Source organism: uncultured Marinobacter sp. (assembly GCF_947488835.1).
Classification (GTDB): Bacteria; Pseudomonadota; Gammaproteobacteria; order Pseudomonadales; family Oleiphilaceae; genus Marinobacter.
On the sequence record NZ_CANLBK010000001.1, the window covers coordinates 1558321 to 1584377 of the forward strand.

A 26057-nucleotide genomic window follows, 5' to 3' on the forward strand; every position below is an offset into this window, starting at 1 on the left:
TGTGGAAAACAAAAAAACACCGGGCAAAGCCCGGTGCACATCCTTCCTATTTTCCGCCGAAGCGGCTGACCTTAGCGCTTAGTCGCTAACAGGCCCTTCCTTGATCGCATTGCGCATGCGGCGGCGCAGAATCGGCCCAACCAACGTTGGCAACACCAAACCAAGGCCGGCTACCAACCACAATCCTATCGACAGTGGGCTCGACCAGAGTGTGGTCCAATCACCATCCGACAGTATCAGCGCATGGCCCAGGTTCTTCTCCATTTCTGGCCCCAACAACAGGCCAAGAATAATGGGTACCAAGGGAATTTCCAGCTTTCGCAGAAGATACCCGCCAACACCAAACAGAATCATGAAGTACAGATCGAAGGTGCTATGGCTGATGGAGTAGATGCCCACGAACGCCACCATGGTGACTATCGGAAGCAGGTACATCGGTGGCACGGACAGCAGCCTTACAAACACTCCAATCATAGGAATGTTCAGTATCAGCAGCAACACGTTACCGATCAGAAGCGCGGCAATAACACCCCACACAATATCGGCGTTCTGGGTGAACATCAGAGGCCCAGGCGTAATATTGAGGGAAATCAACATCGCCAGCAATACTGCTGTAGTACCACTTCCAGGCACACCCAAGGTTAGCATGGGTACCAAGGCACCCGACGCCGCGCCATTGTTGCCGGCTTCCGGTGCCACAACGCCACGAATATCGCCCTCACCAAAGCGGCCTTTTTTGCCCAGTACCGACTTCTCAAGGGTATAGCTTATAAAGCTTCCCAGAGAGGCTCCCGCACCTGGCAGCACTCCGGCGATAAAGCCGAGCAAACCACCACGCAACTGAGTGGGTACTGTCGACACGACCTCTTTGAAGGTCAGCGTCATCTTGCCCATTTTCACTTTGCTGCGGCCTTTGCCCATGCGTGCTTCTACAAAAAACAGAAGCTCGGATATGGCAAACAAGCCCACAATCGCCAAGATGAAGTCGATGCCCTCATACAGCTCCAGCACACCCCCGGTGTACCTCTGGGTGCCGGTAGAGATATCGATTCCCACGGTGGAAATCATGATACCCATTGCAGCTGCAATCACTGTCTTCATGGGGTTCTTGCCGGTTATGCCCCCCAGCGTAGCGAAGGCAAGCAAGAACAGTGCGAAGTACTCCGCCGGCCCGAAGGTCAGCGCAAAGCGCGCCAGCACCGGTGCCAGCATGATCAGCCCTATGGTACCGATCAGACTGCCCGCGAAGGAGGCTATCGCCGATATGGCCAAGGCATCTGCCGCCCGACCTTTTTGCGCCATGGGATAGCCGTCGAGACAGGTCATCATGGCTGGCTCATCGCCCGGGATATTCAACAAGATCGACGATATCCGGCCGCCGTACATGGCACCTGCATACACGGAAGTAAGCAAAATCATCGCCGTTTCAGGCGGCAAGCCCAGGGTAAAGGCAAGAGGTATCAGAATGGCTACGCCATTTGCCGGGCCCAAGCCTGGCAGGCAACCAATCAACGTGCCCACAAAGGCACCAAAGAGCGCAAACATCAGGTTGTACGGCGTTAACGCTACCGCAAACCCGTCCATCAGAAAGCCAAGTGTTTCCATGGTCAAAAGTCTCCCAACAAGCCAGTGGGCAGGCTCAGAGACAAGCCATAGTTAAATAGCCCAAACACCGCAATGGCACTGACCAGACCAACTGCAAACGCAGATTTAGCAGGTGCACCCATGCGCCAGCTTAAAGCGCCAACAGCGAGGGTAGTGGAGATAACAAAGCCCAATGGCTCAAGCAGCAGCGCGTAAATCACCAGTACAATGATCGAAACCACCAATTCCAGGGCTGTTTTTCCTACAGGCCACTGGGTATCAGCATCCGGCTTGACCATCAAGTACAGGCTGCCCACCGCCAGCACAACGGCCAGCATGGTGGGAAAGGTTTCCGGCCCTACCCCTTCGGTACCACCGAAGGGTTCAGGCCACTGTTGCGCCACCCAGCCATAGGCAACCGCTAGCACCAACAGGCACAAGCCCAGAATACGGTCGCCCAGGCCAGTCATTTCAGTAGACCGATTTCCCGGGACAGGGTTTCAATGTCCTGCACCTGGTTGGTTACAAAGCTCTCAAACTCGCCGGCTTTCGGGTGGAACGGAATCAGGCCGTTGCTCTTCATTACCGCCTTCCACTCATCACTGGCGTACAAGGTGTCTACCGCGTCTACCCAGTACTTCTGAGCTTCTGCGGAGGTGTCTTTCGGCATATAGAATCCGCGCCAGTTGGGGCCAAGCGCATCAATGCCTTGTTCGCGAGCGGTAGGAATGTGGTTGAATTTGCCCGGCAAGCGCTCTTCAGAAAGCACTGCAATCACGCGCAAATCACCGGAATCCATAAAGCCGGTTGCTTCCGATACGTCACCTGTGAACGCATCCACCTGGCCACCCACTACCTGGGTCATGGCTTCGCCACCGTTGTTGTACGACAGGTAAGGAATAGAAGGGAGGTTTTCAGCACCAGCCGCTTTTGCTGCGATAAGCACCTTCAGGTGATCCCAGCCGCCACGGGCACTGCCACCGGCGAACTTGACCGAACGCGGGTTCTCTTTCAGCGCGTCCATCAACTGGTTCAGGTTTTCATACTTGGAATCTTTACTCACTGCGATGATGCCGTAGTCTGCGCCCAACGCACCGACCCACTTCACCATTGAAGCATCCATACCGGGGAACTGCTTCTGAGCCAAACGGGTAGTTGTAGCGGTAGAGGCCGCGACAATCAGTTTTTCGTCGTTTTTACGCTTACTTACGGTGTGAGCATAAGCTACGCCGCCACCTGCACCCGCCATGTTTACGGTTTGTACAGAGCCGCTTACCAGATCCAGATCCTGCATAACCTTACCCACACTACGGCAGGTAAAATCCCAGCCGCCGCCAGGATCGGCCGGTGCCAAACACTCAACTTTTCCGCTGGGCTCCCATGCCATGGCTGACATACTGAACGCAGCCGCTGCTGCAAATGCTATTGTTGTTTTGAAAAACATATTCATCACCTCATTGTTGTTTCAATAAACAGACTAGAAGGCAATCCGTATTTTCTGAAGCTTGCGAGCGTAATTCACTTAAAAAAACTAATGCGCTTTTTGTTCATAAAGTTCACGAGCAAACTTCGCTTGCCTGATTTAACCTGAACCTTGCCGCCGACAGACGATTCTGAATAAAGCCTATGCCTTCAAAGCGACGCACAAAACTCAAAACCCGCATGATTCTCACTCTGGGCCTATTGAGCGCATTACAAACTCTGTTTATTGGCCTGTTTGCGGGTTACTACCTGAGCGAATCCTTGTACAACGAGATTGGCCAGCGCGCTCTGATGGTGGCTAAAACCATCGCCGCAAGCCCCTCAATTATAGAAGGCATTCAGCAGCGTAACATTGAAGACCTGAACACCCTCACCCACACGCTAGCCACCACCAACGAAGCCTTATTTATCGTTATTGGCGACCACGATGCCATCCGCCTGGCTCACCCCTCGCCAAGCCGCATTGGGCACTCAATGGCCGACGACGATGGCGATCACGGCTATCAAGCACTGGTAGAGGGTGAGGGTTATATCGCCCGGGCCTTAGGTAATCTGGGCGAGTCCATGCGCGGCAAAGCACCGGTATTTGACCCCGCCAGCGGCGCCATCATCGGGATAGTGTCGGTGGGCTACAGTGTGGCTCAGGTTGAGGCCACTGTGCAGCACTACAACTTCATACTTTACGGCGTTCTGGGCGTAGTGTTGTTGGTGAGTATTCTGGCCGCTGTGGTGATTGCCAGCCGTTTCAAAAGTGCAATTTTTGGCCTGGAACCGGAAGAAATTGCCGGCCTGTTCCAGGAGCGCGACGCCACGCTGCAATCCGTGCGTGAAGGCATCATCGCCATCAATCGCGATGGCGTTATAACTACCGTTAATCTCGCGGCTTTGACCACCCTGGGCCTGGATGAAAACACGCCCATAGCCGGCCGGCCCATTCTCGACATAATCCCGGAAAGCGACCTGATGTCGGTTTTAACCAGTGGCATACCGGATTTCGATCGTGAGATATGGCTTCGCAACAAGCAGATGGTGGTCAACAGACTGCCCATGCGCCAAGGCGACGACATTATCGGAGTAGTGGCCAGCTTCCGCCTGCGCAACGAGCTGGATCATGTCAGCCAGCAACTCACCCACATTCAACAGTACGCCGATACGCTGCGCAGCCAGACCCACGAATACTCCAACAAACTGCACACCATTGCCGGGTTGATCCAATTGGGCGCCTACGACGATGCACTGGGGCTTATCGGCAGTGAAGTGAGCAGTCATCAGGCACTAATTCACCTGCTACTGGAAGCCGTGCCAGACCCGATCATTGCCGGCTGCTTGCTGGGAAAACACAACCGCGCGCGGGAAATGGGCCTGCACTTGGACATAGACCCAGGCAGCCAGATGACGGACCTGCCAGACAACTTGCCACGGGATCAGCTGGTGAGCGTGCTGGGCAACCTGATTGATAATGCACTGGAAGCCACCCGCCGCCACACAGGCGCAAACGGTCGGGTACAGCTATCTATGACAGATCTTGGCCAGGAACTGATCTTTGAAGTGGAAGATCAGGGCCCGGGTGTGGCCCCGGAACTGCAAAACCAGATTTTTGAGAAGGGCGTAACCAGCAAAGCCGGCCATAAACACGGATATGGGCTACATTTGGTACGCAAGTTTCTGGATAGCTGGGGCGGCTCGATTACCGTGGAAAACCTGAGCGCGGCTGGCGGCAGCCGCTTCACATTATACTTACCCAAAAAACCAACAGGCAGGAGCCAACCGTGCCCCCAATCCGACTGCTGATCGCCGAAGACGACCGCCAGATTGCGGAAATCCAACGCCGCTTTGTTCAGCGCCTGGAGCAGGTGGAACTGTGCGGCATAGCCCACACTCTGGCCGATGCACGGGAACAGGCTGAGGTACTGCAGCCCGACCTGATATTGCTGGATGTGTATTTCCCCGACGGCAGCGGGCTGGATTTATTGCGCGAGCTACGCGCTAGCGACAACAGCACCGACATCATTCTGATAACCGCTGCCAAAGAGGTTGAGACCCTTCGCACCGCTCTGCGCGGCGGCGTGTTTGATTACATTCTAAAGCCACTGGTATTCGAACGATTGGAAGAAGCCATCAACCGCTTTCGCGACCATCTTGCGCGCCTGTCCACACTAAAACACCTTGGGCAGGATGAAGTGGACGCCATACTCCCACGCAATTCCGGCGATACACACCACGATCAAAACCACCGCCTGCCCAAAGGCATTGATGTAATTACCCTCGATAAGATTCGTGAACTGATTGCAGGCGGCAAGCCCTGGAGCGCGGAAGAAGTCGGCAGCGCTATGGGCGCTTCCCGCACAACTGCCAGGCGATATCTGGAATACATGACCGGCACAGGCACCCTTGTGGCGGAAGTCAGCTATGGCAGCATTGGCCGACCAGAACGGCGCTACCGAATGCAGCGCCCGCCATCCTGACATTATTAGTATTGGCCACGTGCACCCAGCATCTGCCCGTCTCTAATGGCGCACCCGTGCAACATCGTCGGCGGTGGCATCAGCTTCGAGCTGGTTACCGAAGTGGGTACGGAGGTAGTTAACAACGTCTGCGATCTGCTGATTGGTCAGCTCTTCTCGAAAACCTGGCATTCCCCGAAAACCATTGAGGATTACATCCATGGCATAAAACGGTGTTCGCAGCCGCTCATCGCCTACAAATGAGGGATAATCCCCTGCGCCACTTGCCCCTTGGCCATCCACCATATGACAGGCCTGGCACATGGTGTGATAAAGCTCCTCCCCCGTTGTAGTGGAAAAGCGATTGTGGTCTGCAAACAGCTTTTCCCATTCCGGTTTTACCTTGAAGTCATCCGCTGAGTATGGCTCTGAAAGGTCTTCATCATAGGGCGTTCGAGGCTGTTTCAGATTTATATTTGCGCTGTCGTTTGTCCAGGGCGGTGTGCGGCGTTCGCCAGCATCCCTGGCCAAGTTGGGGCCGCCGCTCTCACCTCCTTTATATGTGCTTTCACTGCTTGCAGGCTGGCTTTTGACGGCAGTCTCCTGGCCGTCATCAGAAGAGTTTCCCTGAGCACTCGTCATCAAGGGCAATGTGCCTATACCGAGGAAAAGCAGGGTAAACGTGATGTTGTTCTTAAGCATCTCTAGCCCTCGCCGTAGCCGTTGCTTTTTCATGGAGCCGCTTGCTGGCGTCCATGCCGGAGAGAATGGCTCCCTCCAGCCAAGCAGGGATGTAGGAGCAATGCTCGCCCGCAAGCACCATGCGATTATCGATCTCGCACAGAGTGTCGTAATGGGCTTCACGGAGCTGCTCTGTCCAGAGGCCGTAACAACCCAGAGACCAAGGAGAAAGGTGCCACGACCAGGAAACACCGGAGAGAAACTCTTTCTCATACTGCGGGTGTATCTGTTTGCCGTAAGCAACCGCCAGCGCAATCCGTTCCCGCGCCGGCATGGACGACATGGTAAAGCTGGTGGCGTCATCAATGGTGTAAGCGCCCAATAAAACTGCGGGCCCGTCACTGAAGTAATCGTACATAGGGTAGGAAATAGCCTTGATTGGCAGGTCGGTATAGCTCACCCCACCAAATATGCTTTCATCTTGCTCCCAGAACCGACGCTTGAACTCAAGCCCGGTTTTAACCGAGCTTGCATAGGGCACCGCCGCTATCGCCTCGCGCATTGCCGGGGAAACGTCCACCGGAATCTGACTGAGAACAGACAAGGGAATCGTACACACGCACCAGCCTGCAGTTCGTGTCATCACATCATCCGGGTTATCCGGGTCGATATAATGCACTGTCACTTCTTTATCTGATTGTTCTATTCGCACTATCTGTCGACCGTATTCGATCAAATCACCAACCTCACCGGCAAACCCGCGCGCGATTTCTTCCATACCACCGGCAGGTTCAAACATCGTGTGCTGATAGGAGGTGTTAAAGTAATCCAGCAGCATCCCCCACAAACCCGAATGCAGAAGCTCCTTGAAATCCAGCGGCTCACTGGGTGACGGCTTGGGCATTAACCCCGCCGCAGGCCAGTTTTCGTAACCCCGATAGGCGCTGGCCTTCATGCTTTTCTGGTATTTGTGGTTATCTGTCAGGTGGCCCCAGTCATCAAGCTGGGCAAGCAAGGCATCAGCATCTTCCTGGGTAAGCACATCATCCAGTGCAGCCTGATTCGTCGCTTTTGCAAGCAATTCGGAGGTGTAGCCGTGTATATCGGTCAATACCTCGCGCACGCGCTGGGGCTTACCGCCAAACGCCTTGGAGGAATGAACGTAGGCGTTGTAGTTCAGTTGGATAAAGGGCTCAAGTTTCACCCCGAACTTTTTGCAATAGTGCAACACACCGTAATGGTGATAAGGGATACGCCATGGGCCGGGGTTGATGTAGTTACCCGGCGCAAAGTTGCAATGCTGGGTTTCACCGGAGAGGTCGGTAAAAGTATCACCACTATGAATGGAATAGCAGCGCCCGCCAGGGCGCCGGTTGTACTCAAGAATGGTAACGTCGTAGCCAGCCTTGCGCATTTCGTAGGCGGCGGTCATGCCGGCAAGGCCGGCGCCCAGAATCAACACACTGGCGCCCGAGGGCGCCCCGGAAAGGTTCAGCTCACTGGTAAATGTTGACGCTTTGGCAAACCCCATCGAGGACATCGCAGAATACATTGCAGCAGCACCGGCTGTCTTGCCAATCATCGTCAGCAGATCTCGCCGCGTTAAAAAAGAGCTTGTAGTCATGTGACGGACCTTATTCTTTGGGGTGAACGTTATGGCTGCGACCTGCCCGGGCACCCTGGTGACGCCTGCGGCGCCACATCCAGATTCCGGCCACTATCAGCAACACAACAATGAGCACACCTATCCAGGCCAGTGTTGGCGCATAGCGGATCAAATCCGACACCGGCTGCTCGCCGGAGGCAATATAGGCCACATCGTCCTTGCTAATATCGCTGGCTGAATGCCCTCCGAATTCCTTGCGCACGTAGTTCGCAATATCGGCTATTTCCTGATTATCGAGCTTGCCCTCATAGCCTGGCATAAGGGGCCTGGGCGTTGCGCCACTGAATGCCACGCCCTTGAGGATAACCGCTACCAGATTTCTCGGGTTGGCGCTGCGCAAAGTGGTGTTGCCGTTCAGGCTTGCGTAATGAGACGCTGGCTGGCCCAGGCCATCGTCACGATGGCAGGCGGCGCAATGCTGAGCGTACAACCCCTCGGGCGAGCCGGGATTCTCAATATCGTCCGGCTTCAAGCCGTGCTCGCTGAGCTGATCCGGGTTAAACCGGGTCGCTTTGACAACCACAGGCTCAAGCTCCTCTGCCGGAGCGCTAAGCTCGGGCTTGAAAATAGCCTGTTGTTGCTCGTTATCAGAAATAGGGGGTACGGTTTTAAGGTAAGCTGCCATTGCCAAGCGATCTTCTTCCGTGAGGTATTGCAGGCTGTGATGCACCGCCTCCCCCATTGGGCCAACAGCCTGAGCGAGGTAGCTCACTTGGCCGTGCTTGAAGTATTCCGCCAGCTGCCGGTTGCTCCAGCCGCCAATACCCGAGGTTGCATCGCTGGTGATATTGGAGGCAAACCAACTGCCGAGCTGAGCCCCCCCCAGGTACCGGTCGTAATCACTACCCATCATGTCATCACGCGGGGTATGGCAAGTGCCGCAATGAGCCATATGATCAACAATATACTGGCCCCGGGCCTCTTGCTCATCCAGCCCTTTAGGTGGAGAGTATTTACCCAGGTTCATGGTGTTCCACAGGATCATCATGGGTCGTATATTGAATGGGAAACTGAGATCGGTTTCTGCTTCCGGGGCGTGATCCACAGCGGGGATGCTCTGAAGGTAGGCGTACAAGGCTTCGATATCCTCGTCCGTCATACCCCGGTAATCCGGGTACGGCATCGCCGGATATAAGTGCTTCCAGCCAGGTGCCTTGCCGTCGCGCAGAACGCGAGTGAGATCGTCGAGGGAATAGTCACCTATTCCATATTTTTTCGATGATGAAATGTTAGGCGCAACAATGTCACCCAAGGGGGTGGCGTTCGCTTTGCCACCCGCGTATGGCGTGCCATCCGGGCCTATATGGCAAGCAATGCAGTCAGTTGCCCGGGCGATGTATTCGCCCCTTTCAACCAACTGCGCATCCGTGTCGGAGGGCGCAGCCGCAGCGGTTCCCGCCAAGCCGCCAACCAACGCAAAAAGCGCTACAGAATAAAATTTAGGCCGCATGTTACCGTCCTGTTTTGTTACGGAGACCAAGCGCTCAACCACGAGCAGGGGCTTCATCCACAAAAAAACAAGCTTGCTACTCTTCTAGAGCCGACACAAAAAGGGTAGTTCAAAATATACGAAATTCAACAATAGCTCGCCGCGGTGGTAGACCTGAAACCCAGGTCAGGCCCCCTTTATAAATTTTGCCCCCCCGGGAATCGGTGGGCTCAAAAGTAAAGTTGCGGCTTAGTTAAGGGTGAGCAAATTGCCGGTGGATTCAGAGGCTATGGAAAACTTTTACAAACAATCACTACTTCGCCCGAACAAACACCCAGTTGGTCCCGACGTTGTCGCACACAACAATGTTGTAATCGATGGTCACACACTGAGCCAGGTTTTCTGGCAGTTCGTCGTGGTAACGGGTTTTCACGCCCAGCGTTTTTCGATCCTGCTTGAGTAACTCGTAGGTCTGTTCCATGCGCTCGGAGAAATCCACGCCGCCGCCTTCCAGAGTGTGAAAAGCGTTATGAAACGCTGTGAAGCTCATGGTATTTGCGCCAAGGCCAATGGCCAACATTTTGGGAATGTATCGATCATAAGCGTTCGAAAGATAGGATCGCACGGCTTCATCATCATTCCGCACACCATTGAATGGTTCGATTCCGAGGCGGTTACCCGGCTCCAGAACTCCATCATCCAGTGCTGCCAGTGTGCGATTTCCTGCCAGTTTATAAGCCGTGCTCGGGCACTGAATCAGTTCCCGCTTCAATTGGCAATCTGCCAGACCCTGAGCAATCGACGGTTCAGAACTGGAGGTCTTCGTGGGTTGCCGCGTTGGTGCGGCCATTTCTGGTTCAGGCTCTGGTTTGGATACAGGTTTTGGCTTGGCGGAATCCTTGGGCAGTGCCAATCCCACACGCTTGGCTGGCTGGCGTAACAACAGCGCCTGCACGTTTGGATCATTACGCCTGAAATCCACCATGGAAGGCAAGCCTGCACCGCCGCCGCGCTCTACAACTTCGCAGTAGGCGCGCTCCAGATCCGTCTGGGCAGAAGTCAGGCAAGCTTCATCGGCGCTGGCCACCGAAATGCAGCTAGCCGCCAGCAGCATAAGCAGTTGTTTTTGGTAAGCGATCACTGCATTTAACCAGGTTTCCGCGCCAACATGGTCGCAAACTGCAACTGGGCACCATTATGCATAGTGCCCAACTCCTCGTTGTACTTAGCCAACTCCCATCCCTCATATGCCTTCCGCAACTGCCCGGACTCAAGGGTAAACGGGAAGGGAACGGGGCATGGGTATTCCGGGGTGTTCATGGCGCAAACAATCAGGTTATAGCCACCGGGCAGAGTGCGTTCTTGCATGTCAGCAATCACAGTACCCACACGAGCCGGATCGAGAAACATCAAGGTGACAGTGCAGGCAATCAAACCATAATCCGCGCCAAGCTCGGCGTTATTGATGTCGTATACCTTCGCCTCAACATTGGCTACCCCCTCTTTGCTGACAATTTGCTGCAGCATGTTGATAGCGCCAGGGTTATTGTCCACGGCAGTTACGTCAAAGCCAAGCTGGCTCAGGTACAACGCGTTACGCCCGTTGGAGCAGCCCATATCTAGGGCTTTGCAGGGTTCAATAACCTTGCACGCCTCTACCAATTCACTATGCGCAGGGTTCAAGCCGTGCCGGCTATTCAGATCTGTTGTCATGACATCCACTCGACTTTGAATTGAGGCATTCATCATACTTGTTTATGCACCTACACCTCAATTATTCTATCTGCGGCAAACAGTGGTGGGTCGTATTCTCTGGGATAAGCACCCGGGTTGGCGAATACGCGAGTACCTTCTACCTGCAAATCAACGGGCTCATGAACGTGGCCGTGAACCCACAGATCCATCCTCCCCATCAGCGCCCGCAAGTTCGAAGCAAAGGCTGGCGACAAGGAGTCGCCCTGGTACTTGGGCGGAATACACTCTGGCAAGGGTGCATGGTGGCTAACGACCACTCGGGGGCCTGGTGCGGGTTGGCTTAACTCCGCTTCAAGCCAGGCGATGGCTTCCGCGTGCAACCTCTGGCTCTCATCAACTGTAAACACCTCACCGGCTGGCTGCTGGATAATTCGAAAATCCGGCATGAACGCCAGTGCGCGCTGCCGGGTTCCCACAGGGTCATCGTTCGGCTGGCCTTGGTACAGCCCAAAATCTGTCCATAGCGTGGTGCCGTGAAACCGCACACCGTCAATATCTACCGTATCGTTATCAAGCAGGTGAATCCCCAGCCGCTGGGCTTCGGCACGCAATGCTTCACGGGCATCTGGCATGCTGGTTCCGTAGAACTCATGATTACCCGCAACATAGATAATTTCCTGCCCGGTAAACCGCTCTGCCGCCCAGGCAAGACCTTCTGTTGTGCGGTGAATATCACCGGCAAGGATAACCACATCCGCAGCTACCTCCGGCAATTCACGGCCTTCCTGAAAACACTCAACGTGCAAATCAGACAGTATTCGCAAGCGCAAAGTCACATCTCCTCGGAGAACCGCTCGAAATCACGGTTTTTAAACACTCATCGGCACAGGTTTTCTATCCGCTTTTTGATACAGCGGGTGCGCCGGCTCACCTGACTTATTCAGCTTCAAACAGTGCAGGTTCGGTAGCAGCTCTTTTACCTGCTCAGAACGACCCAGAAATGAACCATCATTTCCCCATGCAGCCACAACCAAACCCGCATCGCCAGACAGCCTTAATAGCCACTCGTTGTTCTCAGAGCCTATCGGATCTGCTGCTGCCTTCATATCATTTGGCGCAGTGGCACGAAACGCAAAAATATTGGCCATGCACACACCACCAAACCCCCATGCTTTCGCATAGTTCACACAGCGGGTTAGCGTTGGATCGTCAGTTGTCTCATCCGCAGTGGATGGGTTGAGCCCAACAAACATCACATAGGGTTTCGATTCATCCCATGTTCGCCACAGGGCAAAACGGTATTTCCTGCACTCGGATAATTTAGCTGCGTTTTTCAATGCTTACTCTTCCTCCAGCCCGTCGGGGTTTTTAATCGCTTTCTTTTGGGCCGATGTCAGACGTCGCTCAACCTTTTTACATCTTCCGCTGGTGGCAGAGCTTCTGGGCGAATGCCTCGGCTGAGCAAGGTCTGGCGCACAGCATCATTGCTGGTAACGTGCTCTTGCGAGCTGACACACGCTCGGTTTCCAGCAGGCGCTGTTCGATCTGCTCGGCCTTGCGAGTTTGCATGGCGAAGTAGGTTTGTGCGAAGGCAATTTCCTGCTTTCTGGGATCGCCGTTCTGGGCGATCAGATAACAAGCGTAACGAGTCAGCATGATGTCATTTATCTCACGCTGGCTACCTGAGCCGAGCTCAACCATTTTGTTGACGCCAACAAAATGGTTGCCGATTTCATGCCCTGATATTTCACAGGCTGTTTTTGCCTTGGTAATAGTGGACAAAAAATTACGCCACTCGCTATAACCTAGCAGTTGCTGGAGGTCCCTCGCCAGCCAGTACTCAACTCCATTTTCGGTCTGCTGGGCATGGCCCTCAAAGCTATCTGTCATGGCATGAACCATTTCATTTTTCATGTTTCGCTCCTTGCGGTTATTCATAAACGGCCAGTTCCGGGCCATCAAAAAGGTCAGCTCTTTTCTTCCTGGCGTTACCGGTTCCGCTCGGACTTGTTAAGCACCTGGCTCTGTCCAAACAGCATATTCATTGCCACTCGGATCGCTGAAGTGAAAACGGCGACCCCCGGGGAAAGTGAATATATCCAGAACAACCTTCCCACCAGCCTGCTTCACTTTATCGAGCGTGGCTTCCAGATCGCTACTATAAAGAACCACCAACACACTTCCGTTGCTGGTCGTCGCCACACGGTCTGATTTAAAGAACCCGCCATCCAGACCGGCGTTTTGAATGGCCACATACTCAGGGCCGTAGTCGATAAACGACCACCCGAATGCATCACCAAAGAACTTCTTTGTGGCTACAAGGTCTCGTGACGGCATTTCCACGTAGTTGATTTTACCAGTCTCTTTCACGGGGTTCTCCCTTATGCGTATCGCTGATGTTAATCGTGCTACCCCTGTCGCCCTCCGAGTTAAGGCTCACCAAACCCATATTAACCATTGATCAGTTTTTCAACCATACTGATAAATCTCGCACACTCCCGGGCAAACAAATTATGGGCTGCCCTTGTCCATGGCCGGCGACAAAATCAGCTAATAACCAAAAAGAGGCAAAACCGGTGCAGGAAGATTCAGTATTCATTGGCAAAGGCACTAATGTTCAGAGTTTGTTGCTACGCCGCGCAAACCGCCACGGCTTGATTGCCGGGGCAACGGGCACTGGCAAAACGGTTACCCTGCAAATACTGGCGGAAGGTTTTTCTGCCCAGGGTGTGCCGGTGTTTATGGCTGATGTGAAAGGCGATTTATCTGGCATTTCACAACCCGGCACTACCAAGCCATTTCTTACCAAGCGCGCGGCACAGATTGGCCTTGAACCCTACAACTTCGAAGGCTTCCCCACCGTATTCTGGGACGTATTTGGCAAACAAGGGCACCCCATGCGGGCCACCATTTCCGATATGGGCCCGCTGTTGCTCTCCCGCCTTCTGGAACTGAACGACACCCAGGAAGGCGTGATCAACATAGCCTTCAAACTTGCAGATGACCACGGCATGGCCTTGCTGGATCTTAAAGACCTGCGTGCTTTGATGACCTTTGTGGCGGAGCAATCGAAGGAGCTCACGGCGTTATATGGCAACGTGAGCAAAGCATCGGTAGGTGCGATACAACGCCGCTTGTTACAACTGGAGCAGCAAGGCGGAGATCAATTCTTTGGAGAGCCTGCACTGGAGCTATCCGATTTGATGCGGTGCGATTCAGAAGGGCGCGGGCACATTAACTTATTGGCCGCTGATCAGTTGATCGAAAGGCCTCAGCTATACGCCACCATTCTGCTCTGGCTATTGGCTGAGTTGTTTGAAGAGCTGCCCGAAGTTGGCGACCCTGAAAAACCCAAGCTCGTATTCTTTTTTGATGAAGCTCACCTGCTGTTTGAGGATGCTCCAAAAGCATTGCTGCAAAAAGTCGAACAGGTGGTGCGATTAATTCGCTCCAAAGGCGTGGGTGTCTATTTTGTGTCACAAAACCCTACTGACATCCCCGACAAAATACTCGGGCAGCTCGGGAACAGGGTGCAGCACGCACTAAGAGCCTTCACTACTCGCGATCAAAAGGCGGTTCGCGCTGCTGCCTCAACCTTCAGGCAAAACCCTGCCCTGGATACGGAAAAAGTCATAACAGAACTCGGTGTGGGCGAAGCCCTGGTCTCTACCCTCGATGCCAAAGGGTCGCCCTCCATCGTGGACCAAACGCTTATCCGCCCTCCCTCTTCACGTCTGGGGCCAGCAACGGCTGCAGAACGCAATCTCATTCTCAACGGCAGTGAGTTTGGACCTCGCTACGACGAGGTAATAGACCGGGAGTCTGCCCACGAAATACTGCAAAAGCGTGCGGACAAGGCCGCGAAAGAAGCCGAGCAGGCAGACGTTGACAATAACCGGGTTTACGAAGCACCTGCCAGTAAAGGCAAAAAACCCGCTCAGCCACGACGATCCAATCGCCAGGGCGTATTTGAAACCCTGATGAAAAGCATAGCGCGTACGATGGGGCGGGAGATGTCGCGGGGACTTCTGCGGGGCCTGCTAGGTTCGCTGTTTAAAGGGCGCTAGCTAGTCTTTTTTATCGATCGTTATCTCGATCGATTTACTGCTTCCCGCAAACCACTTCTGAACATACAAAGTACCCACAACAGGAGCGGTGCCCTCTTCAGGTACTTCCTTGAAGCGCACACTGTTTTTTGTTTCTTTCTCGTACTCAAACATAACTACTTTCTTCGACATGCAATATTCCTGATCGCGAATGGCGTGAGCCGCTAGCTCAAGCAAACGTTGATAGATACAAGCCTTCAACCTTGTCTCTGGCCCACTGGGTTCTACGCAAAAACTTCAGGGATGACTTGATCGAAGGATCACTTTTGAAACAATTGATATTGACCTGTTGGGCCAGCCCGTCCCAGCCATAGTGTTCCTGCAGCCGTGTTACGACTTGCTCAAGCGTGATGCCGTGCAGAGGGTTATTCGGTTGCTCATTGCTCATACTTTAATTTCACCATTGGTTAGCTGCCCTTTCTCTTGCCTCACAGGAATAGCGTAACGCCAATTGACCACAGAACTAAAGGAAAAGCGGCCGGTTGCCTGGTAATCCTTCCATAAGCCAAACAAAAAAGGCACGGGGTGCAAGCCCCATGCCTTAAAGGTAGTAAAAACGCTTGGTGCTACCCAAGACTCATTTTAGTTAATGTTTACTGCCACCCGTGCGCCTATCACGCGATAGGCGGCTCCGTTACCCAGCGTGTACTCATACACGGGAAGAACGGTCGCCGTGCCAGGCGCTGTAAACATAAGCGAAGCACCATCGTTGGTGTAGTCCGCTGTGCTGGCCAGCACAATAAAGCGATTTGCTTCAGCCGTCCGGCTATCGCCCAGCTGCGTGGTCAGGTTCACATCCGCTGTCACGCCAACATTGGCTGCTACATTAATGGTACCCACCACCGGCTCAACGCTTACGGGGTAATCGCTAAACCACTGGGCGTAATCCGTCGTCATGCCATGGGTGCCGGCAAGGTAGTAGCTTTCTGCTTCGGTTTGATCCCGGAACGTCCACGGCCAGAAGGTTGTTCCACGGTGTTTGGATGCCTCCATAACCGACGGCGACAGGTTTTTGTAGGAAGGGTTGAAGGTAGACGAATACAACTGAGTCGCCTTCAGAATCTGACGTAGGTTTTTCGTCATATTGCTGTCGGTAGCAAAGCCGGTCAGGAAGCCACCGGATACGCCGGGCATTACTTCTTGCAGCTTCAGCAACTGATCAGAGTTGAATGAGATTACGACAACCTGGTCCCAAACGTCGTTGCGATCGATCGCCTGCTTCAAGTGCTCCACTATCTCAAGCTTGCCGCTCTTTATCTCGATGAAATGAACTACCTCTTTACCTTTCAAGGCGGAAAAGAACTCATCCATTGTCGGCACATCGTGTGCGCCTTCAACCGTCAGCGCTTTCAGTTCATCCAGCGTTTTTTCCTCAACCGGCCCTGTGCCGTCGGTGGTCCGATCTACGGTGCCATCGTGTATCACGACAATGTGATTGTCCTTGGTGAGGTAGATATCGGATTCAACCGCATCCGCTCCCAACTCGGCGGCTTTCACAGCGCCGGCCACGGTGTTTTCTGCCACCAGTGATGGCACACCTCGGTGACCCACTATCAGAGGCTTTCTCAACAGGGTGTTTTCCGGCAGTTTGGCCAGGAACTCTTGGGCCTGCTCCGGTGTATCCGTCACCAAGCCATTCACACCGGCCAATAGCACGTCAGTGGTTTGCTCGTTGGTTGGCGCTACCAGATTGCCCCAAACAGATACCAGACGGTTCTGAAGGTATATCACAGAGGCTTTATCCAGCAGAGGCGCCGGCAGTATTGCAATCTTGGCTTTAGCCCGGTTGGTTTCCTGCGAGATGCTCAAAAGATCTGCCGGAGCCGTTGTGAGGCCCGCACCCGTGAAGTCCATCGCCGCGCGGATCATCGGCATTTTTTCCCGTGCATCCTGCAAAATCTCTGCATTGTTCGATACCAGAGTGATGTCGAACAACTGATGCTTCTCTACCACGGGAACCAGCGCATCCACTGCGGCCTGTGAGGTTACATAAAACATTGGCAGAGCTTTGAACTGCTCATTTTCGAGAAGGCTGTCCAAATAGCCCAAACTGCCGCCGTCTTCGGTCGTCAGCATCAACTGGTCGTCGAGCTTCAAGAAAATCGGGAGGGACGGCTCTAGCGCCAGTTCAGCCAGGGTCGGCACAGCGGTAGCAATGCTCGGAGCCATGGAAGCGCCAGTTTCCAATTCTGCTACTTCAGCCATAGGCGATAGTGGCGGCAGTGCTGTTAATTGCTCGGTCACCGTCACTTCATCAACCCGAAGAAGACTACCGGCCGCCTGGAAAGCCACGCCCCCTTGGGCAAACTGGCTGTCCAATTCAGAATCCTGCATCAACTGCCCGTTCAGGAAGTGTTGAACCCGATCGCCATGGGCCACGATTGTGGCGGTGTATAACTGATCCGATGCAATGTTTTCTGAATACCGCTGCTTGTCTAAAATCGCCCACTCGCCCTGGTTGCGGAGCGCGTGCTCTGTACCGTTTTCAGCAGTGGCTTTCTGGCGAATCGCCATTTGATAGTAGGGCTCGACACCCATGCCTACGCGATACTGGAAACCAACCCAGCGGGTCTGGGTATTGGCTTCCTGAATCGTAAACACAACATCAATGCGGTAGTTGCTTTTGTCTTGAAGCGTCTCGGGTAATTTCAGGCTGACGGGGGTGTAGTTATTTCCCCGGCCGTCTACAAACAGGCTGCCATTGTTGGTGTAAAACATATCCTCCGTGCCGCTCATGGCTACCCAACCTTCGGGCAGCTTGCCATCGGCAACGGCATCAAAGCTTTCCTCCAACAACACCTTGGGATGGGGTTCCGGCTCCGGCTCTGGTTCCGGATCGGGGGTTGGGTCTGGTTTGGTTATTGGTGAATCAACACTGCCGCTGTTGGAATCGCTGTTACATCCGGCGAGGCCGGCGATGGCCGCCAGCATCATCACGTAAAGGAACTGTTTGCTCATGCTTCACTCTCCGTTGCTGCTCAAATCGAGAGGGCAGCATACGGAAGGAAAATGACGGGGCTGTTGCAGGAATAAGACAAAGCGCTGTATTAGCTGCCCTTAGTCTTACCACTCAATGTGCGCTTGGGGTGCATACCATTCACCATGCCCATAAACGGCGGATGAATCGAATAGCCGACCATGCTCAGCAATTGTTCAGGAATGGCAGCCAAGGTTTCCTGGCTTAATTCCAGAAAGAAATTCTCCTGTGGGCGAAGCCAAGGCTCACAATACTGGCAGGTAACCGCAAGGCGGGATGATGTCGATTGGTTACTACCGCCACCGTGCCAAGTTGTGCCCAGAAAGAACACAACTGATCCCGCAGGCATAACGGCTGGGATGACCTTACTGCGATCGGTGACAATCTCCTGCCCAAGCAAATGACTTTCCGGGATGAGAACCGTTGCGCCATTATCTTCTGTGAACTCATCAATCGCCCATACCGTAGCCGCACCAAGGGGCTTACGGGGGCGAGGTAAGGGATAAAAGCCATCATCATAATGCAGCGGCTGGGCGGCTTCTCCCGGCAAGATGTTGATTATTTGAGCCTGGCTAAGCAGATAATTTGGCTGAAACAGCCGATTCAGAAGGCCGGTAATTCTCGGGTGAACGGCAAGGGAATCAATAACCCGGGTTTGTTCCAGAACATTGTAAACCCGCTGCGTTTTCACACCCTCAAAATTATTGCGGCCGGGCTTATTCAGCAGCGGCGAGGCTTCCGCACGGATTGATTCCAGTTCCGAATCGCTGAGCAACCCTTCAATAATCACATAGCCGTTTCTCTGCAGGGTTTCGAAATCCTGAGCAACCAGCGCTTTCGTCGCTTCCGCCTCGGTGGGCACATAGGCTTTGTGTTTCCGCGCAAGGTCGCCTTGCAGCTCAACTACGGAATCAATGTTTTTGGGTTGATTCACTTTCGAGTGCTCCTAATGACACGCGCCGGAAGCCTACAGGGCACACCAACAGCAGAGCCAGTATTATTGTCTATTCACCCGGCGCAGGTACATCCTTCGAATCCACATCCTGTTCGTCAGCGATAGAATTAGCCCAGGATTTATCATCAGCGTCGGCCTTCACCCCCTCCTGATCCTCGCCCCGCACAGGGCTGAACGACAACTCCGTGAATAGCGCAAAATGATCTGAGCCAAAATACGGCAAGCGTTTAATCGAAATCAGGGTGAAGTGGTGGCTATGGAACAGGTGATCCAATGGCCAGCGCAGGAAAGGGTATTTAGCGTGGAACGTGTTAAACATGCCTCGCCCCACCCGCGGGTCCAGCAACCCACTGAGCTTACGGAACAACCGCGTCGTTTCTGACCAGGCCACATCATTCAAATCCCCGGTCACTAACAAAGGCTGGTCGCTGTCTACGACTTTTCGGGCAACAATCACCAGTTCAGCATCCCGTTCGGCGGACTCAGGATTCTCTGTGGGGCTTGGTGGCGTAGGATGAAGAAAATGCACGCGTACCTGGTCGCCCGAACGCAGCTTAAGCAAGGCGTGCATTGACGGGACACCCTCTTCCACGAGGTAGGATATTTCAGTTTCATCAAGCGGCAAGCGGGAATACACATGCATGCCGTAAAGGTTATCCAGAGGACATTTCATGCTGTAGGGCATGTCCTGTTGCAGCGTATCGAGATGACCCTGCCACCATGCATCAGACTCCAGCGTTACCAGTACATCCGGTTGGTGCTGGTTCACCAGCCGCAACAAGGCATCAGCCTGCTTGTTGGGTGTTAGCACATTGGCCGTAAGGATGCTTAGTTTGCGGTCGGGGCTGGGGGACTTTGCTCTTTTAACTTCTGCTCGCCAGAAAACCGTATAGGGCAGAATCCACCACAGCTGCCAAGCAAAACAAGCCAGTGTGACACTAACAAGAAGCCACGTCTGAGCCTTGGCATGATCAAGGAGCAAGACTTGCATCAGGATTAGTAGTGCGGCAACGGCCGCCAGTTGCAGGCGGGGAAAATCCATTCCCCTCACGAACCAATGAGGATGACGCCATATTGGCAATAGCGTAGCCACTACCAGCAAGCCGGTAGCGATTAAAATGACTAAATCCATAACCCCCCCAATTTTATGCGATGTACAACCCGATAAGGCCCTTGCACTTCACTCGTTCTATATTGAGCGAATACGATTTCATCAACCGTGAACTCTAAATCTGGAGATTGTATTTCTGATAAGTCTTTTGAAATACGAAACGTATCGTAGGCTTTGTTATAAAAGCCAAGGGTGACGTGTGGCGTGTATATTTTGGGGTCACCGGCGTGCTGAGCGCTGCTCAAGCATCTACGTATATCGCTTAAGTTATCACCTGGGTCAATAACTTGCAGGTAAGGGCAGGTGGAAAAACTGTTACAGCCGGCTAACCACAAAGGGAACGCCTGCAGATTGCACGCCTCCAACCGCTTAACATTCTTCGTTATCGAGGTTCCGAGGCCAGCGCCATCCTCCAGCAACCCCTCCAGAGCCAGGGTAATATGAGGCTGCCGTAAGTAGCCAGAATGCAGTTTATCGGAAAGATAGTCTTGATGAGTGCTTATTTTCTTCAGGCAATCGACGTCTGATACCTCAATCGCCCAGAAACCAAAATGTTCAATGCCCCCATGCCACTCGGGAAAGTCTCGCAGCTCGGTTTCGTGCGTCGTTTTCTGAGCCAGGAAGTCGGAATACATAAACAAAATACCGCCGATGCGCAGGAGCAATATCGTGCTGGAGGATTAATTATCGCTTTCGTAGTAATTGCATTTATCTGCATACATATTTTTATCAGCCTGGCTCACCAACGCCTCTACCGATGTTCCATCTTCAGGGTATAGCGCCGCACCCTGGCTCACATGGCAATGCAGCGTATGATGCTGAATCTGAAAGAGCTCAGCCATAGCCTCTTCAATGCGGGCCATGATTTGCTTCACCCCGTGGTTGCCATTTATTTGGGGCAGCAAGACTACAAACTCATCGCCGCCTATACGGGCAAAGGTATCCGTGTCTCTCAGTTGCTGCTTGATGCGTTGAGTCACCTGCTGCAGCAAAGCGTCTCCCACCTCGTGCCCGTAGGTATCATTTACTTGCTTGAAGGCATTAAGGTCGATGAATAACACGGCAAACGGATCTTTACTACGCTGCGCCAAACCAATGGTGTGCTGTAAGCGTTCCCTCAGCACTGAGCGATTTACGAGGCCAGTGAGGCTGTCGTGGTGCGCCAGGTACAAAATCTTTTCTTCAGCCGCCTTACGGTCGGAAATATCAGAGAGCATATTCAGTGTTGCAGGCTGCCCACCCCAAACAATCGCCGCACCACTTATTTCAATAGGGTAACTGGTGCCATCCTTGCGTAGAAACAGGCTTTCGTAACGATGCGGTGCTCCCTCCCCTGCAATACGGCGCTGATAATTTGCCATCATTTCATCCCGTGCAGAGGGATGAATGAGGGGCATGAAGGACGGCAACGCCTTGAGCTCAGCTTCACCATACCCGCTCATTTCACACATGCGCGGGTTCAGGTATACCAGCCGTGTATCTTGCACCACGGCAATTCCTTCGTGGGCAGTTTCAACAAGATAACGAAAAGAATCCGCGCCCTCGCGCAGCTCCTGCACTAACAAATTTTGAGCATCCAAAGCACGGCGGTAACGCAGAAGGCACCATGCGCCAGCCAGCAACAATATCAACAGAATCAGGGTTACACTCCAGAAAAGAATGGAGCTAACCCAGTATCCTGCTTCGATTAAAGCGGTTGGCGCTTTGGCGCTAACTTCCATACGCAAGCTCTGTTATGGCCGAAATTCAGTGGTTTCTAAATAGAATACTGCTCTTCGCGCTTATCACAAGTGACGAAAGTAAAATGAGGCACTTTAGTCTGAAAGACGGGGCTCAGCGGGGGGCCAAGCCCACCCGCTGAGTAATCTGGTTAGGCAGTTGCGTCCTTTGGATTCGGACCGTACTGGTTTTGCCCAGGCTTGCTATCCAGAACCATAAACACCAGCAGCACGATTGCACCGATAAGCGGAACAAACACCATTAGAAACCACCAGCCACTCCGGCCAGTGTCATGAAGCCGGCGCACGGTTACCGCTAGGCTGGGGAGCAAAACAGCCAGTGTGTATAGCCCGCCAAGCAAGCCCAACCCGGCTTCTGGGCTAAACGTCCCAGTAACACCATCAATTGCTCCAAGAGCAAGACTGATGATGATATTGAACAAAACGAACCACCAATATTCCGCTCTTCTCGCTCTGCCGTTGAATACGGCGTATTTTTTCAAGACTTGTAGATACCAGTTCATTCAAATTCCCTTTTCTTGCCCCAGTTTTCATTGGCCAGACGACAGTGGGGCGTGCTGTCGGCTGAAGGTAGGTGCGCATTCGATAGTACGTTATAAATATCAGGGCAAAGTCCGATCGTTGCCGTATGTCTTCTACCAAAAGGAATCGCAGCTAATATGCTCCATCCCGGCTTGATTGATATAGGCTAGTTCTCAGCTTTCTGTAAACTCAACACTTTGAACGCCTCTGTTCTTTGGGCGGATCACGACGGTACCTGCCATTTTGTCGTGCCAACCCTGCTTCTTGCTATCCCACGCCACCCAGAACAAACCCAAAAATAAAGGAATGGTAGAAACAACATATCCAATATAGCGAATAACCGACTGTTGAGCTGTAGGGCTATTTCCAGTCCGAGCATCAACGACAATAGCTTTTACCGCCATTTTTCCTGGCGTGGCTGATTTATACATCCAAAACAACACTGTCGCGATAAAAGGCAGCACATAGGAAATCAGAAAATCAGCGCCACCCAATATAAAATCTTCAGAATAGAAATATGAGTCCCCATAGATCATGTATAAAACGGGAACTGTAATACATAAAATAATAATACCGTCAATCAATGATGCTCCAACCCTGATCCAAAATCCTGCATATTCATATGCTGCTCCAAACTTCTCTATTGCTTTACTGCTCATTTCAACTCCTTTACGAGTTTATGGTTGATGATTTTTTCGTTGTACATGACATGTAGAATATAGGAAACAAGGAAATTACATTTCATTTTCGATAAACAGCAGAAAACCTAATAAACTAAAAGATAACATTCACGCAACTTCGCTGCAAAACACCTATTTATTTCCATTTTCCGGAATTAAGGCATTTTTCATTATTTGCGAATTTTTCTTGAACCACAGTGCTATATGCAACACCGGCACACTGGCCGACCTTGTCACCCCAAAACGCTCCATCTTCAGGCAGGACAAGTTTAGAGGGCATTTTAGCATCGAGATTATTAAGACAAGTGCGTGTTGTAGATGAAGCCACTTCTTCACACTCGACTGCTGAAACCTTATAACACTGTCTGAAAAACTCGGCCGATTGACACATTGCTGCTGGCAACACTATTTTCATAGCTGAAACCCACTGCTCTTTCGTTACCTCCTGAGCCTGAACCAAGCCAGAGATAAGTACCGAAATTAATACTGGTACTATTTTTTTCATAATATACATTCCCCGTTTATAGAGTGTATCACCCATAGCATTGTGGCGTTCCGGAGCGAAGCGTATATGCACTTTCTATAGCTGTTGCGGTTAGAACCGGGAGTCGTTTTCACAAGGGATACCGTCACGATCACCATCCATCTTTGTATTTGGACAGTTTCTTATGAAGAACTCAGCCTCTGCCCTAGATGTCATTTGACTACAATGCTGGCGTCCGTCACATCTGAAGCTAGTTTGGAAATTCTGGACAGGTGCCTCTCTACGAATCTCGGCTATTCCAGAAGTGCGCGGCGTAGGGTTAGGCGTAGAATCTCGGTTTTCTGTATAATAGTTCCACGCACCAAACCCGATAAGTGCTACGAGAATAATTTTTTTCAAACTCAACATCCTAAATTGACAGGGCTGCAACGAATCACTCTTGGCCATTTAATAAGCACGGTCAGTCTTTTTCCGTATTTATTGTCGGCCCAAAGCAGTTTTAGTTATAGGGCTATTTGTATAAAACTCCATTATGCTTAAGCCAGCCATCTTCGTGTTGACCTGCAGGATCATGATGTGTCCAGTGAACCACACCACCTTTAGAGTTCCACTCATACTCTCCATAAAACTCGATAGAGTCGCCAGTATTTATTGCATTTATCCTTGGAGCCAAATCAATATTATGGGATATTAAAACCGTCTGACCTGATGACAGCTCAAGAATAAACCTCTGGTGACGAGAACCTTTATTATCGTCGGCTAAAACTTTAATGACTATTCCAGTGTTGCTAACTTGTACATTGCTAGCTCTCGCTTCGTAAGCAGAGGAAATCGACTGCCCACCTGCAAAACTAGAAACAGATAAAGTCGATAAAACTAATATTATTAATAAATTTTTCATATTCAATTATTTCTCATGACCTACAACACATTATTAGATAGAACTCTTTGATATTTCGAAAACGCGACTTTTGTGAAATACGCTTTATCTATAAAAATAGACCTTATAAAAAACCAAAACTTTTCACACTCTGTAATCACGCGACCTCTCCATTTTTGCAATAACGACGCACCTTCCCCGCCCTACCATTTCGTATAGCCGCTCTAAGTTTTCTTTCAAACAGCAGTACACCATCCACAGACATAGCTGTGTCCAATAAGCTTAATGAGGCGAAGTGCTTGGAATTGAAATCGAGAGACTGCAGTCGTACTGAAGAGGTCATCGGCCGTTATCCTTAACTAGCAAGCGCGTCCATAGCGTATAGCTAGCTACATTAGACCATTTTTGGGCTATTTACCTTCGGCCTTTGCAAAATTTAGTTAATTTTTGATGGGATGGGTAAACGAGAGAGAAATCAGAAGGGGTAAAGCACAGCCCCAGGCAAGACACCCGGGGCTGCTTCAAAGCAACTTACTTAACTTTCGGGTCCAGCTCACCAGACTCATAGCGCTGATACATCAACTCCAGGTTGATGGGCTTGATCTTGCTGGCCTGGCCAGCACATCCGAAGGCTTCGTAACGAGCTACGCAAATATCTGTCATGGCTACCATGGTGGCCTGCAGGAATTTGCGTGGGTCGAATTCGGCCGGGTTCTGGGCCATGAAGCGACGCACTGCGCCGGTGCTTGCGAGGCGTAGGTCGGTGTCGATGTTTACTTTACGCACACCGTGTTTGATGCCTTCAACAATTTCCTCAACCGGTACACCGTAGGTTTCGGGAATCTCGCCACCGAATTCATTGATTACTTTCAGCCACTCCTGGGGTACGGAGCTGGAGCCGTGCATTACCAGGTGGGTGTCTGGGATGCGGGCGTGGATGGCTTTGATCTGGTTGATGGCCAGAATGTCGCCCGTGGGTGGACGGGTGAACTTGTATGCGCCGTGGCTGGTACCGATGGCGATGGCCAATGCGTCTACGTGGGTTTTCTTCACGAAGTCCGCGGCTTCTTCCGGGTCGGTCAGCATCTGGCTCATGTCCAGAGTGCCTTCTGCGCCAATGCCGTCTTCTTCACCGGCCTGGCCGGTTTCCAGAGAGCCCAGACAGCCCAGCTCACCTTCTACAGAAACGCCACAGGCGTGGGCCATTTCTACGGTGCGGCGGGTTACGTCTACGTTGTAGTCGTAGTCCATAGGCGTTTTGCCGTCTTCGCCCAATGAGCCGTCCATCATTACAGAGCTGAAGCCCAACTGGATGGAGCGCTGGCAAATTGCCGGGCTGGTGCCGTGATCCTGGTGCATTACCACCGGGATGTGTGGCCATTCTTCAATGGCGGCGAGAATCAGGTGGCGCAGGAAGGGGGCTCCGGCGTATTTGCGGGCGCCTGCAGAGGCCTGAACAATAACCGGGGAATCGGTTTTGTCGGCGGCTTCCATGATGGCGCGCATCTGTTCCAGGTTGTTTACGTTAAAGGCTGGCACACCGTAACCGTGCTCGGCGGCGTGATCCAGCATTTGCCGCAGCGAAATCAGGGCCATTTGGTTGTCTCCTTGGTTTTAGCTTT

28 protein-coding genes are annotated in these 26057 nt (G+C 52.4%); 3 read left to right on the forward strand and 25 right to left on the reverse strand.

Annotated elements, in window-relative coordinates:
• Positions 1-78: 78 nt before the first annotated feature.
• Genes Q0824_RS07210 through Q0824_RS07220 form a run of 3 tightly spaced genes read right to left on the reverse strand, consistent with a single transcriptional unit; the run spans position 79 to position 3028 of the window.
• Positions 79-1605, reverse strand: a complete 1527-nt coding sequence (locus Q0824_RS07210; protein WP_298448865.1) for a tripartite tricarboxylate transporter permease — start codon at positions 1603-1605, stop codon at positions 79-81.
• A gap of 2 nt (positions 1606-1607) precedes the next feature.
• Entirely contained in the window at positions 1608-2054 is a 447-nt protein-coding gene (locus Q0824_RS07215) for a tripartite tricarboxylate transporter TctB family protein (RefSeq protein WP_298448867.1), read from the reverse strand.
• Complete coding sequence (locus Q0824_RS07220; protein WP_298448869.1) at positions 2051-3028, reverse strand: tripartite tricarboxylate transporter substrate-binding protein; 978 nt, start codon at positions 3026-3028, stop codon at positions 2051-2053. Before Q0824_RS07220 ends, Q0824_RS07215 begins: the two co-directional genes overlap by 4 nt.
• A gap of 182 nt (positions 3029-3210) precedes the next feature.
• On the opposite strand from Q0824_RS07220, the gene Q0824_RS07225 reads away from it, so the two are divergent.
• Together Q0824_RS07225 and Q0824_RS07230 are read left to right on the forward strand one after the other, a co-directional pair.
• Complete coding sequence (locus Q0824_RS07225; RefSeq protein WP_298448871.1) at positions 3211-4857, forward strand: sensor histidine kinase; 1647 nt, start codon at positions 3211-3213, stop codon at positions 4855-4857.
• On the forward strand, positions 4836-5531 hold the full coding sequence (locus Q0824_RS07230) for a response regulator (RefSeq protein ID WP_298448873.1): 696 nt from the start codon (positions 4836-4838) through the stop codon (positions 5529-5531). The genes Q0824_RS07225 and Q0824_RS07230 overlap by 22 nt, the downstream gene beginning before the upstream one ends.
• A gap of 42 nt (positions 5532-5573) precedes the next feature.
• Here Q0824_RS07230 and Q0824_RS07235 read toward each other — a convergent pair whose 3' ends face one another.
• The 9 genes from Q0824_RS07235 to Q0824_RS07275 all read right to left on the reverse strand — a co-directional run bounded on the left by Q0824_RS07235 (position 5574) and on the right by Q0824_RS07275 (position 13351).
• Complete coding sequence (locus Q0824_RS07235) at positions 5574-6212, reverse strand: cytochrome c (protein WP_298448875.1); 639 nt, start codon at positions 6210-6212, stop codon at positions 5574-5576.
• Positions 6205-7815 carry a flavin monoamine oxidase family protein gene (locus tag Q0824_RS07240; RefSeq protein WP_298448876.1) on the reverse strand — a complete coding sequence of 537 codons (1611 nt, stop codon included), beginning with the start codon at positions 7813-7815 and terminating at the stop codon, positions 6205-6207. The genes Q0824_RS07235 and Q0824_RS07240 overlap by 8 nt, the downstream gene beginning before the upstream one ends.
• Before the next feature lie 10 nt (positions 7816-7825).
• Positions 7826-9307: a cytochrome c gene (locus tag Q0824_RS07245; protein WP_298448878.1), complete on the reverse strand. Its 1482-nt coding sequence runs from the start codon at positions 9305-9307 to the stop codon at positions 7826-7828.
• A 292-nt stretch (positions 9308-9599) separates the two neighbouring features.
• On the reverse strand, positions 9600-10427 hold the full coding sequence (locus Q0824_RS07250; RefSeq protein ID WP_298448879.1) for a hypothetical protein: 828 nt from the start codon (positions 10425-10427) through the stop codon (positions 9600-9602).
• Between the two features lie 5 nt (positions 10428-10432).
• The gene (gene tehB, locus Q0824_RS07255) at positions 10433-10999 is read right to left on the reverse strand and encodes a tellurite resistance methyltransferase TehB (protein WP_298448880.1); all 567 of its coding nucleotides are present in this window, start codon (positions 10997-10999) and stop codon (positions 10433-10435) included.
• Between the two features lie 50 nt (positions 11000-11049).
• Complete coding sequence (locus Q0824_RS07260; protein WP_366521629.1) at positions 11050-11817, reverse strand: metallophosphoesterase; 768 nt, start codon at positions 11815-11817, stop codon at positions 11050-11052.
• Positions 11818-11850: 33 nt separating this feature from the next.
• Positions 11851-12318 (reverse strand): DUF1643 domain-containing protein, encoded by a 468-nt coding sequence (locus tag Q0824_RS07265; RefSeq protein WP_298448881.1) that lies wholly within the window; start codon positions 12316-12318, stop codon positions 11851-11853.
• A 76-nt stretch (positions 12319-12394) separates the two neighbouring features.
• A complete protein-coding gene (locus Q0824_RS07270; RefSeq protein WP_298448882.1) occupies positions 12395-12895 on the reverse strand; it encodes a BRO family protein in 501 nt (166 codons plus the stop codon).
• A 96-nt stretch (positions 12896-12991) separates the two neighbouring features.
• Positions 12992-13351, reverse strand: a complete 360-nt coding sequence (locus Q0824_RS07275; protein WP_298448883.1) for a VOC family protein — start codon at positions 13349-13351, stop codon at positions 12992-12994.
• Between the two features lie 206 nt (positions 13352-13557).
• On the opposite strand from Q0824_RS07275, the gene Q0824_RS07280 reads away from it, so the two are divergent.
• Entirely contained in the window at positions 13558-15048 is a 1491-nt protein-coding gene (locus tag Q0824_RS07280; RefSeq protein ID WP_298448884.1) for a helicase HerA-like domain-containing protein, read from the forward strand.
• On the opposite strand, the gene Q0824_RS07285 is transcribed toward Q0824_RS07280, so the two are convergent.
• The 13 genes from Q0824_RS07285 to fba form a co-directional block, all read right to left on the reverse strand.
• A complete protein-coding gene (locus Q0824_RS07285; protein ID WP_298448885.1) occupies positions 15049-15219 on the reverse strand; it encodes a hypothetical protein in 171 nt (56 codons plus the stop codon).
• Positions 15220-15256: 37 nt separating this feature from the next.
• On the reverse strand, positions 15257-15475 hold the full coding sequence (locus Q0824_RS07290) for a VF530 family protein (protein ID WP_298448886.1): 219 nt from the start codon (positions 15473-15475) through the stop codon (positions 15257-15259).
• 194 nt (positions 15476-15669) lie between these two features.
• Positions 15670-18045 carry a glycerophosphodiester phosphodiesterase family protein gene (locus Q0824_RS07295; protein ID WP_298448887.1) on the reverse strand — a complete coding sequence of 792 codons (2376 nt, stop codon included), beginning with the start codon at positions 18043-18045 and terminating at the stop codon, positions 15670-15672.
• An 89-nt stretch (positions 18046-18134) separates the two neighbouring features.
• Entirely contained in the window at positions 18135-18998 is an 864-nt protein-coding gene (locus tag Q0824_RS07300; RefSeq protein ID WP_298448888.1) for a phytanoyl-CoA dioxygenase family protein, read from the reverse strand.
• Between the two features lie 70 nt (positions 18999-19068).
• Positions 19069-20151 (reverse strand): endonuclease/exonuclease/phosphatase family protein, encoded by a 1083-nt coding sequence (locus Q0824_RS07305; RefSeq protein ID WP_298448889.1) that lies wholly within the window; start codon positions 20149-20151, stop codon positions 19069-19071.
• On the reverse strand, positions 20142-20795 hold the full coding sequence (locus tag Q0824_RS07310; RefSeq protein WP_298448891.1) for a 2'-5' RNA ligase family protein: 654 nt from the start codon (positions 20793-20795) through the stop codon (positions 20142-20144). The genes Q0824_RS07305 and Q0824_RS07310 overlap by 10 nt, the downstream gene beginning before the upstream one ends.
• Before the next feature lie 15 nt (positions 20796-20810).
• Entirely contained in the window at positions 20811-21851 is a 1041-nt protein-coding gene (locus tag Q0824_RS07315; RefSeq protein WP_298448893.1) for a diguanylate cyclase, read from the reverse strand.
• Positions 21852-22000: 149 nt separating this feature from the next.
• Positions 22001-22372, reverse strand: a complete 372-nt coding sequence (locus Q0824_RS07320; protein WP_298448895.1) for a DUF805 domain-containing protein — start codon at positions 22370-22372, stop codon at positions 22001-22003.
• Between the two features lie 192 nt (positions 22373-22564).
• Positions 22565-23050, reverse strand: a complete 486-nt coding sequence (locus Q0824_RS07325) for an RDD family protein (RefSeq protein WP_298448897.1) — start codon at positions 23048-23050, stop codon at positions 22565-22567.
• Between the two features lie 157 nt (positions 23051-23207).
• Positions 23208-23612 (reverse strand): hypothetical protein, encoded by a 405-nt coding sequence (locus Q0824_RS07330; RefSeq protein WP_298448899.1) that lies wholly within the window; start codon positions 23610-23612, stop codon positions 23208-23210.
• Between the two features lie 54 nt (positions 23613-23666).
• A complete protein-coding gene (locus tag Q0824_RS07335; protein ID WP_366521630.1) occupies positions 23667-24002 on the reverse strand; it encodes an excalibur calcium-binding domain-containing protein in 336 nt (111 codons plus the stop codon).
• Between the two features lie 64 nt (positions 24003-24066).
• A complete protein-coding gene (locus Q0824_RS07340; RefSeq protein ID WP_298449560.1) occupies positions 24067-24456 on the reverse strand; it encodes a DUF3465 domain-containing protein in 390 nt (129 codons plus the stop codon).
• A 510-nt stretch (positions 24457-24966) separates the two neighbouring features.
• Positions 24967-26031, reverse strand: coding sequence for a class II fructose-bisphosphate aldolase (gene fba / locus Q0824_RS07345; protein WP_298448901.1), 1065 nt, complete (start codon positions 26029-26031; stop codon positions 24967-24969).
• Between the last annotated feature and the right edge of the window lie 26 nt (positions 26032-26057).